General features: G+C 53.1%; 16 protein-coding genes, 1 tRNA gene and 1 pseudogene. 8 read left to right on the top strand and 10 right to left on the bottom strand.

Annotated elements, in window-relative coordinates; genetic code table 11:
- Positions 1 to 92 precede the first annotated feature (92 nt).
- The gene (locus ET810_RS03590) at positions 93 to 980 is read right to left on the bottom strand and encodes an undecaprenyl-diphosphate phosphatase (protein ID WP_087453979.1); all 888 of its coding nucleotides are present in this window, start codon (positions 978 to 980) and stop codon (positions 93 to 95) included.
- Between the two features lie 27 nt (positions 981 to 1,007).
- Between ET810_RS03590 and ET810_RS03585 the strand changes: the two genes are divergently transcribed.
- From ET810_RS03585 to ET810_RS03575, 3 genes are all read left to right on the top strand, one after another.
- Positions 1,008 to 1,910 (top strand): aldo/keto reductase, encoded by a 903-nt coding sequence (locus tag ET810_RS03585; protein ID WP_087453980.1) that lies wholly within the window; start codon positions 1,008 to 1,010, stop codon positions 1,908 to 1,910.
- A 115-nt stretch (positions 1,911 to 2,025) separates the two neighbouring features.
- Positions 2,026 to 3,045, top strand: coding sequence for a hypothetical protein (locus tag ET810_RS03580; RefSeq protein WP_087453981.1), 1,020 nt, complete (start codon positions 2,026 to 2,028; stop codon positions 3,043 to 3,045).
- Positions 3,046 to 3,086: 41 nt separating this feature from the next.
- Positions 3,087 to 4,199 carry a quinone-dependent dihydroorotate dehydrogenase gene (locus ET810_RS03575; protein WP_134315905.1) on the top strand — a complete coding sequence of 371 codons (1,113 nt, stop codon included), beginning with the start codon at positions 3,087 to 3,089 and terminating at the stop codon, positions 4,197 to 4,199.
- Between the two features lie 27 nt (positions 4,200 to 4,226).
- Here the strand turns inward: ET810_RS03575 and ET810_RS03570 are convergent, their stop codons facing one another.
- The 6 genes from ET810_RS03570 to dhaK all read right to left on the bottom strand — a co-directional run bounded on the left by ET810_RS03570 (position 4,227) and on the right by dhaK (position 8,020).
- The gene (locus tag ET810_RS03570; protein WP_087453983.1) at positions 4,227 to 4,460 is read right to left on the bottom strand and encodes a hypothetical protein; all 234 of its coding nucleotides are present in this window, start codon (positions 4,458 to 4,460) and stop codon (positions 4,227 to 4,229) included.
- A 207-nt stretch (positions 4,461 to 4,667) separates the two neighbouring features.
- Positions 4,668 to 5,060 (bottom strand): hypothetical protein, encoded by a 393-nt coding sequence (locus tag ET810_RS03565; protein ID WP_087453984.1) that lies wholly within the window; start codon positions 5,058 to 5,060, stop codon positions 4,668 to 4,670.
- Complete coding sequence (locus ET810_RS03560) at positions 5,053 to 5,589, bottom strand: YbhB/YbcL family Raf kinase inhibitor-like protein (protein WP_087453985.1); 537 nt, start codon at positions 5,587 to 5,589, stop codon at positions 5,053 to 5,055. The genes ET810_RS03565 and ET810_RS03560 overlap by 8 nt, the downstream gene beginning before the upstream one ends.
- Positions 5,590 to 5,694: 105 nt before the next feature.
- The gene (dhaM, locus tag ET810_RS03555; protein WP_087453986.1) at positions 5,695 to 6,372 is read right to left on the bottom strand and encodes a dihydroxyacetone kinase phosphoryl donor subunit DhaM; all 678 of its coding nucleotides are present in this window, start codon (positions 6,370 to 6,372) and stop codon (positions 5,695 to 5,697) included.
- Positions 6,369 to 7,016: a dihydroxyacetone kinase subunit DhaL gene (dhaL, locus tag ET810_RS03550; protein WP_087453987.1), complete on the bottom strand. Its 648-nt coding sequence runs from the start codon at positions 7,014 to 7,016 to the stop codon at positions 6,369 to 6,371. Before dhaL ends, dhaM begins: the two co-directional genes overlap by 4 nt.
- A gap of 2 nt (positions 7,017 to 7,018) precedes the next feature.
- Positions 7,019 to 8,020 carry a dihydroxyacetone kinase subunit DhaK gene (dhaK, locus tag ET810_RS03545; RefSeq protein ID WP_087453988.1) on the bottom strand — a complete coding sequence of 334 codons (1,002 nt, stop codon included), beginning with the start codon at positions 8,018 to 8,020 and terminating at the stop codon, positions 7,019 to 7,021.
- Between the two features lie 422 nt (positions 8,021 to 8,442).
- On the opposite strand from dhaK, the gene ET810_RS03540 reads away from it, so the two are divergent.
- The 5 genes and pseudogenes from ET810_RS03540 (at position 8,443) to ET810_RS03525 (ending at position 12,942) form a co-directional block, all read left to right on the top strand.
- Positions 8,443 to 8,528, top strand: a tRNA-Leu gene (locus ET810_RS03540).
- 270 nt (positions 8,529 to 8,798) lie between these two features.
- Positions 8,799 to 9,170 carry an ATP-binding cassette domain-containing protein gene (locus ET810_RS12410; protein WP_225870092.1) on the top strand — a complete coding sequence of 124 codons (372 nt, stop codon included), beginning with the start codon at positions 8,799 to 8,801 and terminating at the stop codon, positions 9,168 to 9,170.
- A gap of 16 nt (positions 9,171 to 9,186) precedes the next feature.
- Positions 9,187 to 10,449, top strand: a complete 1,263-nt coding sequence (locus ET810_RS03535; RefSeq protein ID WP_225870091.1) for an ATP-binding cassette domain-containing protein — start codon at positions 9,187 to 9,189, stop codon at positions 10,447 to 10,449.
- Between the two features lie 47 nt (positions 10,450 to 10,496).
- The gene (locus tag ET810_RS03530; RefSeq protein WP_087453989.1) at positions 10,497 to 11,450 is read left to right on the top strand and encodes a DNA glycosylase AlkZ-like family protein; all 954 of its coding nucleotides are present in this window, start codon (positions 10,497 to 10,499) and stop codon (positions 11,448 to 11,450) included.
- A 19-nt stretch (positions 11,451 to 11,469) separates the two neighbouring features.
- Positions 11,470 to 12,942 (top strand): annotated as a pseudogene (locus tag ET810_RS03525) (SDR family NAD(P)-dependent oxidoreductase).
- A 9-nt stretch (positions 12,943 to 12,951) separates the two neighbouring features.
- Here ET810_RS03525 and meaB read toward each other — a convergent pair.
- The 3 genes from meaB to ET810_RS03510 all read right to left on the bottom strand — a co-directional run bounded on the left by meaB (position 12,952) and on the right by ET810_RS03510 (position 18,159).
- Positions 12,952 to 14,055 carry a methylmalonyl Co-A mutase-associated GTPase MeaB gene (gene meaB, locus ET810_RS03520; protein WP_087453990.1) on the bottom strand — a complete coding sequence of 368 codons (1,104 nt, stop codon included), beginning with the start codon at positions 14,053 to 14,055 and terminating at the stop codon, positions 12,952 to 12,954.
- Between the two features lie 76 nt (positions 14,056 to 14,131).
- Positions 14,132 to 16,339 (bottom strand): methylmalonyl-CoA mutase, encoded by a 2,208-nt coding sequence (scpA, locus tag ET810_RS03515; protein ID WP_087453991.1) that lies wholly within the window; start codon positions 16,337 to 16,339, stop codon positions 14,132 to 14,134.
- A gap of 5 nt (positions 16,340 to 16,344) precedes the next feature.
- Entirely contained in the window at positions 16,345 to 18,159 is a 1,815-nt protein-coding gene (locus ET810_RS03510; protein WP_134315906.1) for a methylmalonyl-CoA mutase family protein, read from the bottom strand.
- Between the last annotated feature and the right edge of the window lie 154 nt (positions 18,160 to 18,313).

Genomic DNA, 18,313 nt, shown 5'->3' with positions numbered 1-18,313 from the left:
ACTGCTCTTGACCGAACTCAATGCAGTCCAGGACGTTCCTTAAAGCAGAAAACGTGCCTGTTGTTAGCAGGCACGTGATCTTTCAATGCTGTTTAAGCAGCAAGGACTCCAGTCGCAAGCAGTCCCATGACCAGCAATCCAACGGGGATGCGGTACACCGCGAACCAGCTAAATGAGTGGTTGCCCACGAACTTAAGCAGCCACGCGATGGACGCATACCCGAGCACAAAAGCAATGCCCGTTCCCACCAGTAGTTGCATTCCCGATGCGGCTTGGCCGGCATCCGGGGCAAAGGCGTCGGGAAGCGAAAACAGCCCGGAACCCAATACTGCAGGAATTGCCAGCAAGAAGCTAAAGCGCGTAGCAACTTCGCGGTCAAGTCCTACAAAGAGACCAGCAGAGACCGTTCCGCCGGAGCGTGAGACTCCCGGGATCAGGGCAAGACACTGCGCAAGGCCCATGATTATGGCGTCTTTCATTGTTAATTCTTCAAAATTGCGTTTCTTCGATCCGAATTTCTCAGCAGCAATGAAGACGAAAGAAAAGAGAATGAGCACGGTTGCTGTGATCCACAGATTACGGAATGCATCACGGATGAGATCTTTAGCCAAGACACCAACGATGACCACGGGAAGAGTTCCCACGACCACCATCCACCCCATGCGATAGTCAAAACCGCGTGCATCCTTATTAAACAAGCCTCGGAACCAGCCAGTGACAATCTTTGCAATGTCTTTGGCAAAGTACACCAGCACTGCAAGTTCTGTTCCGAGTTGGACTACCGCAGTAAAGCTTGCCCCAGCGTCCTCCCTCCAAAAAAGTTGGGAGATAATTCTCAGATGGCCAGAAGAGCTGATCGGCAAGAACTCGGTAAGTCCCTGCACAATCGATAAAACAATGGTTTGCGCCCAAGATATTTGGTCTGCGGAGGCCGCAGAAACAGTCGACACGCTGTCGGCAAGGATGATCGATTTAGTCACAAAGAATCACCGTACTCTACTGTGGACATGGTGAGAGAAGCAACAGTCGGTTCAAGCGGATTAAGAGTGTCTACTTTAGGGCTCGGTACAACAACATGGGGACGCAGCACTCCTGAATCTGAGGCCTCAGAGATACTTAGGGTTTTCCGCGATGCAGGCGGAACGCTTATCGACGTCTCCCCCAATGCTGTTGACATCATTGCGCGTCAGCTCGTTCCCGATCGTCATGAGTTTGTTGTGTCTGTAAGCAGCGGAGTAAATCCCGCAGCACCTTTTGGGCAACGAGTAGATTGTTCGAGGCGCAATCTACTGCATCAATTGGACACCACTTTGCAGCGCTTAAACACTGACTACATAGACCTATGGAACGTGGGTTATTGGGACCCTCACACGCCACCAGATGAAGTCGCCGACACTCTTGCCCATATGATCCAAGTGGGTAAAGTGCGCTATGCGGGTGTGCGCGGCTATAGCGGCTGGCAGCTTGCGGTAACGCGCCACCGGGACATCATTTCTGCGCAGGCTCCTTATAACTTATTGCAGCGTTCCATCGAGACCGATCTCCTGCCTGCTGCGCAATATTTGGGTGTCGGAGTTATAGCTGGTGCGCCTTTAGCTCAGGGAGTACTCAGTGGTCAGTATCGCAGGAGTATTCCAGGGACCTCACGGGCAGCTTCTCCCGAGGCCTATGCGGACGTGCATGGCTTAATCCCTGAAAGTCATGCAGTAGTTGAAGCATTAAAAACTGCAGCTGAGGGACTAGGCATCTCCACAGCTATCACAGCGGCCTCCTGGGTCCTTAGCCAACCGGGCATTAGCGCTATGATTGCGACTCCTCGCACGACGCATCACTGCCAAGAACTCATTACGAGCGCGGACGTGACCATCCCCCGCACAATCTCCAAGGCTTTTGATGACGTAACCCTCTAATCGCGTCACCACACCGGGTTGTAGATGCGCTTTTCTCAGGCAACCGGAAAACGGGGATAAAGATGTGGGGTCATATGGAGTTATCAGGAGCGACATACTGGTAGGGTCATTCTGTGTGAGAAACGCACAGAGTAAGTCGGGAGTCCAAAAAACTGCGATCGCGGGGCTGCTCGCATTGTCTTTAAGCCTTGCTGCTTGTACTAAAGAAAACGGGCCTAATCCACAGGAGTCCGGAGTGCAAGGAAACGCAACGGCACAAAAATCGCCGGCTTCCTCCTCACCATCAGGTAAGGTCCTGCCGTTTGCGTCCATCCTAGGGATGCAAAAAGCTGGAAATATCCTTGCGGTGAGAGAAAAAACTGTGTTTCACGTGGGGGCCATCAAAGATTTTTATAATGGAACCCAAAAAAAGATTGATGTACACGAAGCCTGCGGTGCACTTACTGCAACTGACCAGGAGTTTATTCTCCCCTGCCCCGATGGCGTACACGTTGTAGATGCGAGAACACCCGCTACTCATGATGTGGTGACCCAAGAACCAGCGACAGTCGCTATCAAAACGACAAGCGGCGAGATTATCGCGGGAGACTCAGATACGGCGAGTTTGAAAGTACATCGCAGCAATAAAGCCACACAGAGCATCAAGACAGAATTCATTACTAATCAGATTGTTGCCATACCTGTAGATGGTCAGCCCGATGCTGTGGCTCGCGTTAACAACGAACATACTGTCATCCAAGACATTCACTGGTCAGAAGACAAAGGTGGTGCTTTGTTGCGCGTTGGGCGCGGAGTCGGTCAGATTGCTCCCGCCGAACAATCAATTCTCCTAGCATCCGACACCATTAGTGGTCAGCTGATGGTATATGGCGCAGAAGACGTGATTAGGCTTCATCAATCCTCTCCTGTGGGCGTAAGTCCATGGGCGGTAGCTTGGGATAAAAAGAATCAGCAGGCGTGGGTGAGCACGACCTCCGATAACAAGCTAACTGCGTACAGCATTTCAAGCGGAACTGCAGATCCTAAGCGCCATTATTCTTCCGTTGCGGACGTACACTCGATGGTGGTGCTTGACGACGCCACCGTGATTGCGGGTTCGGCCACCGGCGACGGTCTCCAAATTATTGCACCCTAAGTTTTCATCCCCTCTTGACCAAAAGAAAGCTCATTTGATCCATGTCGATCCCCCAGCATCCCCTCCGTACGAAAATGTACAACCTCGCGCTCAAAGGAATGTTCACGATGTCCCCGGAGCGCATCCATGGCATCATCAGCAAGGGAATGAATGTTCTACAGGTAGCCGGTCCTATCAACACCGCTCTGGGCAAAATTGTAGCCGTTGACGATCCCATACTGTCGCAGGAAGTCTTTGGTACCGTGTTCCCTCGTCCCTTAGGCCTTGCTGCGGGCTTTGACAAAGACGGAGATGCTCCCGATGCATGGGCAGCTGTAGGATTTGGATATGCAGAGTTGGGAACTGTAACGGCATCCCCGCAGCCAGGAAACCCTACGCCACGACTTTTCCGGCTTCCCGCAGACAAAGCCATCCTCAACCGCATGGGTTTTAACAACGCTGGTGCTGCTCAGGTAGCCGGCAATCTACGCCGTCGTACTTCTGACGATGTTATCGGCATTAATATTGGCAAAACTAAAGTGGTGCCGGCGGACAAAGCGGTCGACGATTACCGCAGGTCTGCAGCCTTGCTCGGTGATCTCGCAGATTATCTTGTGGTCAACGTGTCCTCTCCTAATACACCAGGGTTAAGGGATTTGCAGGCCGTCGATTCACTTCGTCCCATCTTAAAGGCCGTGCAGGAAGCGACCTCGACCCCTGTGCTAGTGAAGATCGCACCGGACCTCGATGCCGACGATATTGATGCCGTCGTAGATCTTGCTGTTGAGCTAGGCCTTGACGGAATCGTAGCAACAAATACTACGCTCACTAGAGAAGGCCTTGTCACTCCAGCACGCGCTGTTGAAGATATGGGTGCAGGTGGCATTTCTGGTGCACCTCTGGCAGAGCGCTCACTGGAAGTGCTCCGTCAGCTCTACACCCGAGTCGGAAAAGACCTAGTATTAATCGGCGTTGGCGGTATAGCAACGCCCCAACAAGCTTGGGAAAGAATTGCTGCAGGGGCAACCTTGCTGCAAGGCTATACCGGACTTATCTACGGTGGCCCCGATTGGATCAGGGATATCCACCTTGGAATAGCCGCCCAATTGCGCGCGCATGGGTTAAACAATATTGCGGAAGCCGTTGGTTCAGAACTTCCGTGGACTCTTGACTAAAACACGGAGCACTTTCCAACCGTTGGGCTATTCATAGTCGACAGTAGTAATCACTCCTCGGCGGCGGCGTTTTTTAAAACGCCCCGTCGCCAAAAAGACGGCACCAGATATCGCAAAAAATAACGCCCCTATACACAACACCATAGGGCCGTTATTTTCGGTGAAGTCGTGAGCAGTAGCTTTCTTGAACCACCACGCACCAACAAGCATAATCCCACTCACAATTTCGCAGAGGATTCCTGCGATTGTTCGCCCTCGCATCAGTCTGACCCTTCGCGTTGTCCGTGGCAAATGGCACATAGCAGTAAAACACGACGTTATTCTGCCTATTAGTGGAATGATAACTAAGTATTAATACTGACGCAGTGTTTTTCCATGGAGGAATAGAAAAAGAAACTAATCTTTCGTTTTCCCTCCCCCAGATTGATGGACTGTACGAATAAAAACGGAGAAAGAGGCGAGAGCCTTTTACTTTATGGCAGCTTGCCTAGCAACAAGCCCAAACACAAGCGCTAAGGTCCCGTAAATAGGCAGCCAGTACTGCTGCCACACAACTATCGGTTCAGGGCTTAAAAATCGGCCAGCGACTACAAGTGCCAACGCCACGATGAGCGCCCCTACCTGGAGACGCGATGCAGCCTGGTCTTTCCGAATCGTGGCAAATCCACCAAAGACTCCTGCTGCGATAACGATGAAAAGAAATCGGGCAGTCACCGCAACAGGTTGCATCCATCCAACGGTCGCTACTTGAACGAACGTAAAGATAAATAAGACGAATGCAATGGCAACAAAGGCGCCACCGACTCTTATCCCCACCGGAATTGTAGAATGTGAGGGCTGAGCTGCTGATGCCTTAGACATTCTCGTACCAACCCCAGTACACCGAGCGAGCAAGTGAGTGGAAATACAGGTTAAAGCCGAGAACAGTCGGTGTCGCGTCGGCTGGAATATCGAGGGTTTCTACATCTACCGCGTGCACGGCAAAAAGATAACGATGTGGGCCGTGACCCGCGGGAGGATTAGGGCCATAGTAGCCGCGGATACCAGAATCGCCTTTGAGCGTTATCACGCTTTCGATGCCCCCAAGGGTCTCATCTCCCGCACCCTGAGCAAGCTTGCTAACAGTAACCGGAATATTAAAAACAGCCCAGTGCCAAAACCCTGAAGCCGTGGGGGCATCAGGGTCAAAACACGTGATAGCCAGTGATTTTGTACCTTCAGGGACATCTGACCATGAGAACTGCGGCGATAGTCCTGCTTCTGCCACATGAATCTCCGGGATCTTTTCCCCCTCGCCAAAGGACGTGGAGCTCAGAGGAAAAGATGGAAGATCTTTTAAAGGAGCGTAGGGGTCAGGACCGGGGAAACGTGGATCTGCGTAGGTACTCATGTGGTCATTTTTACCTGAACATATGTCCCACGGCTATGAAAACTGTCTCTTTTATAGTTGAGATAGCCCCTGCGTACCCCGGTGGCGTCGACAAGCCTGAATTTTTTAGTCCAGTCCTCGTTCTATGGCTTCTGCAATAGCATCGATAAACGCGCGATCCGTAGGAGAACCTGAAACCGTGACAGTTTCACCTTGACGGATACCAAGGGACATAAGCAGCAAAGAGGACGCAGCGTCTGCCCCGTTCACGTGTATGCTTCCCTCGGCCTCCGATGCGATCTCAGAAATGATAGAAGCGGGGCGTGCATGCAAGCCTGCTGCATCAACCACAGTAACCCGACGCCCGTATTCTCCAGATGGTATTGGCTCTTCAACAGACGTAACAGGCTCCGGTGCAAACAAGGAAACCGCAGAGGCGGCAGCCTTGATGACCGCATACAAAGAATCACCCTGTTGTGCTGCAGTCGCAGCGGCAACTGTGCCTTCTACAAAGGGGACGTTGGCAAAAGCCACGGGCTGATCATCGTAAAAGTCTAATAGGGTCTCTACCGTCATCGTTGCCGAACCCAAGTCAGTGAGGATAAGAACCTCAAGCCCCTTATCTAAAAGTCCATCGACTGAGCTTTCCACTAGGTCATAGGAAGTACCTATTCCGCCATTGTCGCGCCCGCCTGCCGGAACAATAGCCACGTCAGTAGCCATTTGCTGGGCAAGTTCGCAAAGTCCCGCCGCTAACGAGGACGAATGGGAGACAAGGACAAGCCCCACTTTTTGTTTGCTCATGAAGCTGCTGACTCCTTTGCAGCATCCGCTGCGGCTCTGAGGAATAATGCGGAAGACGTCGCGCCGGGATCTTTGTGCCCTGCAGAGCGTTCGCCTAGGTAGGAGGCCCGACCTTTGGTAGCGATCATGGGGATAGTCGATTCGGCTCCTTGCTCGGCAGATTCAGCTGCACGAACAAGCACCTCAGCAGCTGTAGCGCCGTTATTCACTGCGTCTCTTGCGGCGCTGGCGGCGGGACTCCATGCATCGACCATGGTCTTCTCCCCTGTGGTGGCCTTGCCGCGAGCTGTGACGCCTTCCAAAGCACCGTCGATAAGGCCAGCTATGGCTTCAGCATCTAGTTTCTCTTTTCCTTTAATCGCTTTCGACGCTCTCAGAAAAGCGGTTCCAAGCAGCGGCCCTGAAGCTCCCCCGACGGTAGAAATGAGTGTCGCTGCGGTGATTTTGAGAACCTCAGAAGGCGTTGTCACCTCCTGACCGTCTAGCTTCTCCAGGACAGCACTAAAACCACGATCGACATTTTCCCCATGGTCCGCATCACCGATAGCGCGATCAAGCTCTATCAACTCGTCGCGGTGTTCCTTTGCTGCGATGGCGCATCGGTTAATCCAATCGCTGGCCCAATCAACAGTGAGGAAATCCATGGTTATATTCCTTTACGATAAGCAACGGTATTAACGGGGGCGTCGAAAAGCTTTAATGCTTCCTCATCAACCCTCATCAAGGTGACCGATGCGCCTTGCATATCAAGACTCGTCACATAGTTGCCCACGAGCGCGCGTTCTACAACGATTCCAGCTTCATCCAGACGTTCTTGAACCCGCCTGTAGACAACATAAAGCTCCGACGAAGGAGTCCCTCCCATGCCATTGACCAAGGCGATAACGCGTTCTCCGCGGAGGAGCTGAAGATCGTGGACAATGGGGTCTATAAGTTGGTCGGTGATTGAGTCGGCATCGCTCATCGGAACTTTTCGTCGACCGGGCTCCCCATGAATGCCGATTCCGATCTCAATCTCGTTTTCTTCAAGATCAAACGACGGTTTTCCTACGTGAGGGACCGTGCAGGCCGACAGTGCAACCCCCATTGAAGCAACATTTTCTACTGCTTTTTTAGCCACAGCGGCGACTTCTTCCAATGAATCCCCGCGTTCAGCTGTTGCTCCAGCAAGCTTTTCCACCAACATGGTTCCGGCTACCCCACGACGACCCGCTGTGTAGAGAGAATCCTCAACAGCTACGTCGTCGTCCACGATTACTTGGACCACCTCTATGCCTTCAAGCTCTGCTAGTTCTGCGGCCGTATCAAAGTTCAAAACGTCGCCTGTGTAGTTCTTGACGATGTACACCACACCTGCCCCTCGATTGACTGCCTTTGTGGCCTCCACGATGGGATCTGGCGTTGGAGAAGTAAAAACTGGTCCCGGTATCGCGGCATCGAGCATTCCTTCTCCGACAAAACCGGAATGCAGGGGCTCGTGGCCAGAACCGCCACCAGATATAAGAGCTACTTTTCCTTCTTGTTTTAGCTGAGCACGCGTGATGTATAGAGGATCACTGTGTGCCGAAACTATGTCTTTGTGGGCGGCAGCAAATCCATCGATGGCTTCTTGAACAACCTTTCGCGGATCATTAGCAAGCTTTTTCATAGACTCAACCTTTCGCAGATAGAAAGCTGATCGCATCGCTCACAGACCCTCACGTAAGCGACAGCACCGTTTGTTCATGTTGCTGTATATATTGCCGGTGCAATGGTTTTATGGGTTCGACTGTACGGATTTTTGACCCCATTGTGTTGTGATCTAGATCGCGGATAGCTTGGGTTCGGCATAGATGGCTTTGTTTACGCACAATATTTTCCTTCCGTGCAATCATTCACAATAACCGTGCAGAGCAATGGCAACGACGGTGCTCAAGATGACGCGCCGCATAACCGGATCGGTGACGTAGAAGAAGCCAACGTATATGCATTTAAATGTTTTTACCCATTGTGACCTGCCGATTTGCCTATCTATTGAGTCGCTCATATAGTTAAGCGAGTCAACAGCCAAGCGGCTGGAAGCACTACCCGGCCCGGGTGGCGGAATGGCAGACGCGCTAGCTTGAGGTGCTAGTGTCCTACTAACGGACGTGGGGGTTCAAGTCCCCCCTCGGGCACAAATAGTTAATGTGTATTAACGGAGGTAACAAAATCGAAAGAGATTGTTACCTCCGTTTTTCTTTACTATTTTCCCTGTTGCTCATCTCCCCGAGCAAGATCCCGCATGGCAGCGCCGTAGGTATGTAGGTATATTGCGGCTAAGCTAGGTTCATCCACTTTAAGTCGAATAAAAACGAATGTGTGAGGTTATCGTTCCGATGTTGATTTGATCTCTACTCAGCTGAGCTGAGACGTTTACACCGTTGCCCTGCTCTTGGAGATCAACTATGACTTCTGTCGAACTCACCGACGTCACTTTTGCGTATAACTCACGTCCACTTCTTAACCATATTTCTTTGCATATCGGCGCTGGCGAGCGCGCCTGCCTCGTAGGGCCTAACGGCTGCGGGAAAACGACCCTCCTCAGACTCATCACTGGAGACATCACTCCAGATAACGGGAACATCATTATGCACCCGGCACATGATGCCAGCCGGTCACATGCGTTTAACTTCAAGGTCGCTACGCAACACACCACCGTCGAAGACTTCTTCAACCATGCGCTATCTGGCCTTTATGCTCTTTCATCGCGGTTTGACGAGGTGACCACTGGTCTAGCCAGCTCCCCCAATGACCCCAACGCTAGCAAGCGAATATGACTCTTTGCTCACCCAGATGAGCTCTCCAGATGTGTGGTCAATCGATGCACGTATCGATGAAACTCTTGCTGGCTTGGGGCTTCCACAGCTAGCCAGTGCTGGACGATCACGGCACCTTAGCTCATTGTCGCCAGGCCAGCGCGTGCGTCTTGAGCTAACTGCGTTGTTGGTGTCGCGACCAGACGTTTTGGTGCTCGATGAGCCAACAAATCACCTTGATAAGGATGGCAGTAACTTTTTAGTGCGGATGCTTATGGACTGGTCCGGCCCAGTGATCTTAGCGAGCCATGACCGTGCCTTTATCAATAAAGTAGCCACGGTCATCTACGACTTAGATATAGCTTCCTGGCAAGCACTGGCGACGGCCTCAGGGCTAGACGCAATTCCTGGTGCATACAGATGTCAGGGCAATTACTCTGATTATCTTGTTGCTAAAACCCAGGCACGTGAAGCACATAAGCAGCTACACAGTAGCCAGCAGGTAGAAAAACGCTCAATTCAAGCGCACCGAGCCACCAGCCAAAACATCGCTCAGGGCGGTTCTCATATGAAAACTGCGACAGGCATGGCCCGCAAGTTCTACTCGGATCGTGCGGCTTCCACCGCAGTGCGCCGGATACGTAATGATGACCGACGCCTCGATGATTTAAGTAACCGGGAGGTTCGCAAACTACGCACTTATGACTTGCGCCTAGACTTTGCCGACGCACCAGCACAGACGGGAGTGGCTGTATCTGCACGGAATGCGACACTGCCTCACCGTCTGCAAGAAGTAACCTTTGATCTCATGCACGGGGAACATCTGCTGATCACAGGACCCAATGGAGCAGGAAAATCCACGTTGGTGAATTGGATTGCTGCTGGAACTCCACCAACTACGGCTCATAGTGATGCAAGCGGAACGATTACACGAGATGATCGGCTAGTGCTGATCCCGCAACGTTTCCCCCAGCAAGGCGATCCCGGTTTCACAGAAACCGTATGGAATGAAGGTATCGGCCAGATGGGCACAGGAATTATTCATCCCTCCATGTGGAATACCCCGGTGCCAGCACTGTCTGCGGGCAATCAACGGCGCGCTCAGATAGCTGTTGCCGTTGCTGAGCAGCCGGCTATACTCCTCATCGACGAGCCGACTAACTACCTCGATCTCGACACGATCGAAGCCTTTGAAGATGCAATCTCTGAATGGGCCGGAACTTTAGTGATAGTTAGCCACGACCAATGGCTCATTGACAAATGGCGTGGGAAAAGGCTTTGCCTAGGCTCATCCGCATAGCTGGGCACAATATCGGTCCTGAATTCTAGTAGGTAAGCTTTCTAGTTATGCACGATGAGGAAATCCGCGCACGGCGAATGATTGCCCATTATCTCAGCCCAAGCGACGCGCATCCCCAGCCCAAGGCACTATCGGATGCAGCTTTTCAGATGATGGCTACTCAAGGACAAAATTATGCCGGTGGTTTGCAGGGCCTGGCGGTGCGTACTGGAGTGCACGAGCTGTATACCGGCACCATACAAAGCCATTTGGACGATTGCCTGAAAAATTATGAGGTTATCCGTACATGGTCACAACGCGGCACACTTCATTTCCTCCACAAAGATAACGCGTGGATTGTAGCCGCTATAGGCAAGCGCGGTTTGGGAACTATTGAGTCTTCCGCTCAGCGCTTTGGGATAACAGAACAAGAATATTCAGAGATCCTCGAACGCACCATACAGCTTTGCGTCACTCCACATAGCCGCCAGCAACTACGAGACCACCTCGGGATTGATTCTGCCCTGTTGTCCAACGTCATGCGCCGTTTAGGCCGTACCGGCGACCTCATCCAAGGTGCTAAGACAGGTAACCATGATACTTTTATCCGCGCCGATACTGCCGGTTGTGACGTGAATCGGGATGCAAGCATTGAAACGTTAGTAACCAACTATTTTTCCACCCGCGGCCCAGATCACATAGCCGATTGCGCATGGTGGTCTACGTTGCCTAAGACCGTTGTGCGTCGTGAAGCTAGAAAAGCGGTCGACTCCGGCGCTCTATTAGAAGTCTCCCCCGACGTATTTATGGGGAGCTGGCAAAACAATGTCTCAGACAGCGAGATCACTGCCGCTCTGCAACTCCAAATCCAGCTCCCGCCCTTTGACGAGTACCTGATGTCCTATACCCAGCGCGACGTATTATTCTCCCCACAGTGCGATCCGTTATCTGTACTGACCAAAAACGGCATTTCCTGGCCTTTTATGGTTTCAGGAGGCGTGATTATAGGCCGATCTTCCTAGCGACGATAAAGTAGAGCAAATGACCGACATCAATCCAGACGAGTTGGATATTGCGCTACGAGTCTTAAAAGAAGCCGGCGACTTGCCCCAAGATCATCCTCAGGCTGTCACGTTGCATCACGCTGTGAGCAAGCTTTTTAAGACGGTAAAAAAGAACCGCAGGAGCGTCGCAAAGCAGCAAAGAAGGCTTGCCGACGCTCAAGTGCTTGCCGCGACTGCAACGGCCAACCCTCGCCGGATTGACGATGAAACAGCGGACCTTCTCATTGCCCCGCAAGGCCAAAAGCCCATCCCGCTTGAAGTCGGCGCGGTAGCCACACCCCATGGGTTTGCCGGAAGACTCAACAAATCGCATAACTGTTATATTTGCAAGCAACCATATACCTTGGTCGATTCCTTCCATCATCAACTCTGCCCGGACTGCGCCAGTGATAATCGGCAGCGCCGTGAACAGCGCGTGGACCTGACAGGCAGGCGAGCACTCTTGACTGGTGGACGCGCAAAGATCGGCATGTATATAGCGCTTAAATTGCTTCGCGACGGCGCCCATCTGACCATCACTACCCGCTTTCCTAAGGACGCTGTCCGTAGGTTTACCGCAATACCAGACTCCTCCGAGTGGCTTGAGCGCTTGCGCATCGTAGGGATTGATTTGCGCAACCCCCGGCACGCGTCGAGGAGCTTGCCGCCATGGTAGGAGAATCCCCGCTAGACATCCTTATCAATAATGCTGCCCAAACCGTTCGGAGATCGCCTGGAGCATATTCAGGGTTGGTGTCCGCGGAAGCACAGCCGCTTAGCGGGCTGCAGAATGATGTAGCTTCTTGAACTGGGTGTCGCAACGAATCTTCATCCGGAGTCTTTGGAGCACAAGAAAAACCACCAAAGCCTCATGGACAGCCCCGGAGTCCTGGACACTAACGATGCTCAGCGCATAGCGGCACTGGCGATGCGTGCAGGGAATGACTCCCACGGCGTGGACGCAGGCGGTCTTATCCCCGACTTGGTCAACCATAACTCTTGGGTAGCGAAAGTCGGAGATATAGATCCTGTAGAAATGCTGGAAGTTCAGCTATGCAATGCCACCGCGCCTTTCATCCTCTTTAACAGGCTCCGCCCAGCTTTAGAGGCATCGTCTGCGCGTCGAAAATACGTGGTCAATGTCTCTGCCATGGAGGGAGTTTTTGGCCGAGGATACAAAGGACCAGGCCATCCTCACACAAACATGGCTAAAGCGGCGCTCAATATGTTGACGCGAACCACGGCCACCGAAATGTTCGAGCATGGTGTCCTGGTCACCGCCGTAGATACGGGATGGATTACCGACGAGCGCCCGCACACAACAAAGACACGTCTCGCTGACGAAGGCTTCCGAGCACCGCTTGATCTAGTCGACGGTGCTGCCAGGGTCTACGACCCCATAGTCCAAGGCGAAAATGGGGTCGATCTTTATGGCTGCTTCCTCAAAGACTATAGGCCACATCCCTGGTAGGCAGCTGTATCAATGCTCGTCTCTGCGATCGAAAGCCCGAAGAATCTTTTCTGCACCAAGGGTTGGTGTTATCTGAGCTTGTCGTAATTGCGTCTCCACGAGTTTGCGGACAGAACTAACCTCAGGATCTGCGTTCAATCGCTGCAACAGCGTCTCGTGCACCATCGACCACATCCATTGGACTTGTTGCTCTCTGCGGGTGTGCTCGAAAGTGCCTGAGTCCAGCATTACTTTGTGGTGCTCCTGGACATGATCCCAGAACTCTTCCACCCCTTCATGTTCCACCGCAGACATCGTCATGGTTGGAGGGTGCCACAAGTCGCTTTCTTGGCGAACCATCCGCATCGCAGCACCCAGTTCCCTAGCAGCACGCTTGGCGTTTTTCAGGTTGGGGCCATCGGCTTTATTGATTGCGACGAGATCAGCCATTTCCAGGACACCTTTTTTAATTCCCTGGAGCTGATCCCCAGCGCCAGCAAGTGCCAAAAAGGTAAAGCAATCCACCATCTGAGAAACCGCTACCTCTGACTGCCCCACGCCCACGGTCTCCACGAGGATGACGTCATAACCAGCGGCTTCAAAGACCACCATGGATTCCCGGGTAGCTTTGGCCACGCCACCTAGCGTTCCTGCTGACGGTGATGGGCGGATAAACGCGTTCTCTTCCCGCGCTAACTTGGCCATTCGAGTCTTATCGCCAAGGATAGAGCCTCGGGTTTTGGTCGAGGAAGGATCAATAGCTAACACCGCGACTTTATGGCCCTCAGTGATCAACTTCATCCCGAGAGCCTCAATGAAAGTCGATTTGCCGACTCCCGGAACACCAGTGATTCCCACTCGCAGTGCTTTTCCGCTAAAGGGCAGCAACCTAACCAGTAGTTCCTGCGCCAGTACGCGGTGTGCTGCGGCTGTCGACTCCAGCAGCGTAATTGCGCGTGACATAAGGGTGCGGTCACACCGACGAACGCCTTCAAAGAGCTCATCCACGTCTATACGACGGCGGGCGCGTTTAACAATCTCTGGAGGAACCGATGTTGCTTCCCCTAGGTCTGTTCCCGAAGTGGTCATGAGGGAACCTAAGTGATGCTCGAGGTATTCATTGTCCATAGTCATGGCTCATCCTTCCCGTCGAAAACGACGTCACCGGCCGCGCACAAGAGCGACCGGTGACGAGGTTGGCATGGTTTAACTAAGCTTCATCGACCTGAAGCTCGATGCCAAGATTTGCTGACAGCTTAGTCAGCATGTCGATCGCTGCTTCTGCGATGACGGTACCTGGTGGGTAAATTGCCACAGCACCGTCGTCGTAAAGCTCTTGGAAGTCACCCGGTGGGATCACACCACCGACAACAATCATGATGTCCTCACGACCGAGCTTTGCCAATTCTTCCTTCAACGCAGGTACCAAGGTGAGGTGACCTGCAGCTAGAGACGACACGCCAACGACATGGACATCGGCGTCTACTGCAGCCCGTGCCGCCTCTGCAGGAGTCTGGAAGAGCGGTCCGACGTCAACGTCCATGCCAAGGTCGGCATAAGCGGAAGCAACGACTTTCTGACCACGGTCGTGTCCATCCTGACCCATCTTGGCTATGAAGATACGCGGGCGGCGGCCTTCTTCCGCTTCAAAGGCGTCTGCCATAGCGATAGCCTTATCGACGTTCCCCACAGCACCTTCCTTTCCGACTTCTTCCTTGTATACGCCAGATAGCGTACGGATTTCTGCCTCGTGACGGCCGAAAACATCTTCGAGTGCGTCCGAGATTTCACCGATTGAGCATTTTGCGCGAGCACAGTCGACCGCGAGCTTAAGGAGGTTATGATCCAGATCGCCTGGCTTCTTGGTCTCCATGCGGGCAGCTTCTGTCAAAGCGTCAAGGGTGCGTTTCACTTCAGCCTCGTCACGCTCTGCACGCAACTTAGCTAACTTCTCGATCTGCTCAGCGCGCACCTTCGTGTTGTCAACCTTGAGGACTTCAATCTGCTCGTCTTCCTCAACAACGTACTTGTTCACGCCGATGAGCGCTTGACGCCCGGAATCAATTCGTGCCTGGGTACGAGCAGCAGATTCCTCAATGCGAAGCTTCGGAATTCCCTCGATGGTTGCCTGGGCCATGCCACCTGCGGCCTCGACTTCCTCGATGTGAGCACGTGCTCGCTCAGCGAGTTGTTCTGTCAGCCATTCGATGTAATAGGAACCAGCCCATGGGTCGACTGGAGCTGTGGTTCCAGATTCCTGCTGCAAAAGAAGCTGGGTATTACGCGCGATACGTGCAGAGAAGTCGGTCGGTAGCGCAAGGGCCTCGTCGAGAGCGTTGGTGTGCAGCGACTGAGTGTGTCCTTGTGTGGCACCCATGGCTTCAACCGCCGTACGAGCCACATTGTTGTACACATCCTGCGCAGTCAGGGACCAACCTGAGGTCTGCGAGTGGGTACGCAGAGACTGCGACTTAGGGTTCTTCGGGTCGAACTTGGCAACCAGTTCGCTCCACAAAAGGCGTCCCGCGCGCAGCTTTGCGATCTCCATAAACGTGTTCATGGAGATACCCCAGAAGAAGGAGAGACGGGGGGCAAACTTGTCCACGTCCAGTCCGACGTCTTTACCGGCACGAATATATTCGATTCCGTCTGCAAGCGTGTAGGCAAGCTCAAGATCTGCCGTAGCTCCAGCCTCTTGAATGTGGTAGCCAGAAATCGAAATCGAGTTAAACCGCGGCATCTTCATCGAGGTGTACTCGAAAATATTTGAGATGATGCGCATGGACGGCTTCGGCGGATAAATGTAGGTGTTACGAACCATGAACTCTTTCAGAATATCGTTCTGAATAGTTCCGGCCAGTTGCTCAGGAGCAACTCCTTGTTCCTCTGCAGTCACGATATAAAAAGCCAGGACTGGAAGAACTGCGCCGTTCATGGTCATGGACACCGAAACCCTGCCGAGATCAATACCGGCGAATAGTTCTCGCATATCCAGAATCGAGTCAATGGCCACGCCTGCCATACCGACGTCGCCGACAACGCGCTCATTATCTGAGTCGTAGCCACGGTGAGTAGCTAGGTCAAAAGCGACCGACAGGCCTTTCTGGCCAGCGGCAAGGTTACGGCGATAAAAGGCATTGGACTCGGCGGCCGTGGAAAAGCCCGCGTACTGGCGGATTGTCCATGGCTGGTTGGTGTACATGGTGGGATAGGGGCCACGCATAAAAGGAACCATGCCGGGGAAAGAATCCAGCTGTTCAGCCGGGACTGAATCATCACGATCGTCGCGGTTAAATACACGCGGGACGTCAATGCCCTCTGGGGTGGTCCATACTTGTTCGCGCAAAGAATCAGCGTTGTCCGCAGCTTTTGTCTCAGCGGCTGCAGAGTACTCAGCGAAATTTGGGATGGTGTTCATTGTGCTTATGCTCCCAACTTGTCGAGCAGGTTAGTCAACGTAGCGCCTGCGTCGATCTTGAGGTTCAAGTAATAATCATCCGGCTCGAAATCATGCCCTGGTGAGCCAGCCAGCAAAATGGTCTCAACGCCTGCTTCGCGCAATGCAGCAAAAGCTTCTGCACCAGAGGCATCGTATTCCGCGTCTGTTCCACAGATCACGGCAATAGAAGCCGAATGTGCTGCCTGCTCGAACTCGGGGGTTCCCGGCGTGACCTGACCGGGGTTGAGGGCCTCAATACCGCCGGTACCCAATAGGTTGGTGATAAACCCTGTACGGATGTTGTGCTTGGCTAGTGGGCCTAGTGGAATAAGCGCCGCTGCTGGGCGTTTCCCATGAACTTCCATGAACGCATCTGAGCGGTTGCGCAATGCCTCAAACTGCGCGCCCCAGCGACGAACGTGGGTTGGTTCCACGCGCAGCTCTGCGGGAAGCGGAGCCTCTGCAAGGTTGGGGAACTCGTTAATCGCAGTGATCTTCTTAGTGCGATGAGCGATGTCGTTTCGGATTGCCTCGTGGGCCTCATCCAACATGGACGTAAGCGCACCGGATTCGAAGGCTGCGGTGAAACCACCTTGAGCTTCAATCTCAGTGAAAACCTTCCACGCTTTCTCGGCGATTTCCGAGGTGAGTTTCTCCACGTAGTAGCTACCGCCAGCCGGATCGATAACATGGCCTAGGTGGGACTCTTCCAGAAGAAGTAGGTTGGTGTTACGCGCGATACGATGCGCAAATGGGCGAGAAATCTTAGGAAGGCCACCTGGAATTGCCCAGTCAAAGCACAGCACCTCAACATCATGAGCACCGCCAACGCCACCGGCAAAAGCAGCAACCGTCGAACGCAGCATGTTGACCCATGGATCACGCTGAGAGAACATGACTGGAGCAGTCAAAGCGTGCAGCGGGGCGCTACCGTGATCTGCTGCACCGACGATTTCCGCAACTCGTGCCCACAGGGTACGTGCGGCGCGTAGCTTAGAGATCTGGGCAAACTGGTCATCGGTGACCGCATAGCGGAAGGACAGCTGATCGAGTGCGTCAGCGACACTCAGGCCTGCTGCGGTGAGTTCCCTGAGATACTGAGCTCCAGCGGCAAGGGCCAAACCGATTTCTTGTGCATCCGTAGCACTCTGATTAGAGAAAGAAACAGCATCAATCAGGATGGCACGAGTATTCTTGCGTTCTGCTGCACCAACGGCCAAAGACACTGCAGTGGGCAGGTCAACAGAGGCAGATCCATCGATCCAAGAAGAAAGCGGAGAAGCTCCCAGCTCGATCAGCTTGGGGTCAGCATCCTGGGCGTCGACAAGCTTATAAAGTTCCTCTGCCACGCTGGCAGTGGCCTCACCCGAGTTAAGCCGCACTGGAGCGTACTGGAAAAGTACTCCCTTCAGCAGCTTTTCGACGCCCTCAGTGCCGTAGATAACGATGTCAGTCGTACCGTTATCTAACGCAGATAAAAGCTGTTCATTCGAAGCGGAAGGACCGAAAGACTCGGTCACTCCCCAACCAACGCCTTCTTCAGCTCCTGCGCCGCGTGCACCGCGAGTGAACGGGAAGACTCCAGGAAGAGTGACTTCAGCGAGTTCATCAACACGGTTATACAGCGGGTTAACGTTGATTCCGTCATAGGTTGTACGAATCAGCTTGCGCCAGATATCAAGCGGTATATCGGCGACGTCTTGTTTACGTACTCGGGCAAAAACCTTGGCAACAGCCTTGTACCAAGCCTGCTGCTGGGCTTCAAATTCTTCGGTTTGGGCGAATCGTGTGTCAGTCACGAGTGGGACCCACTCCCCTCACATTTGTGGGCTTGAGGTTTGCTCCTGGAAAAGGGGCAAGCTCCAAGCTCCGTTTGTGTCTTGAGTTGATATGTCGTGGCGCTGGGCACCAGATCACCTAAAGCACCTAATGCCTCACAACAAGCTCTAAGTG

The organism is Corynebacterium silvaticum (assembly GCF_004382825.2).
GTDB lineage: Bacteria > Actinomycetota > Actinomycetes > Mycobacteriales > Mycobacteriaceae > Corynebacterium > Corynebacterium silvaticum.
Note: the sequence above shows the minus strand (reverse complement) of the source record. Positions and strands in the feature narration are given on the sequence as shown.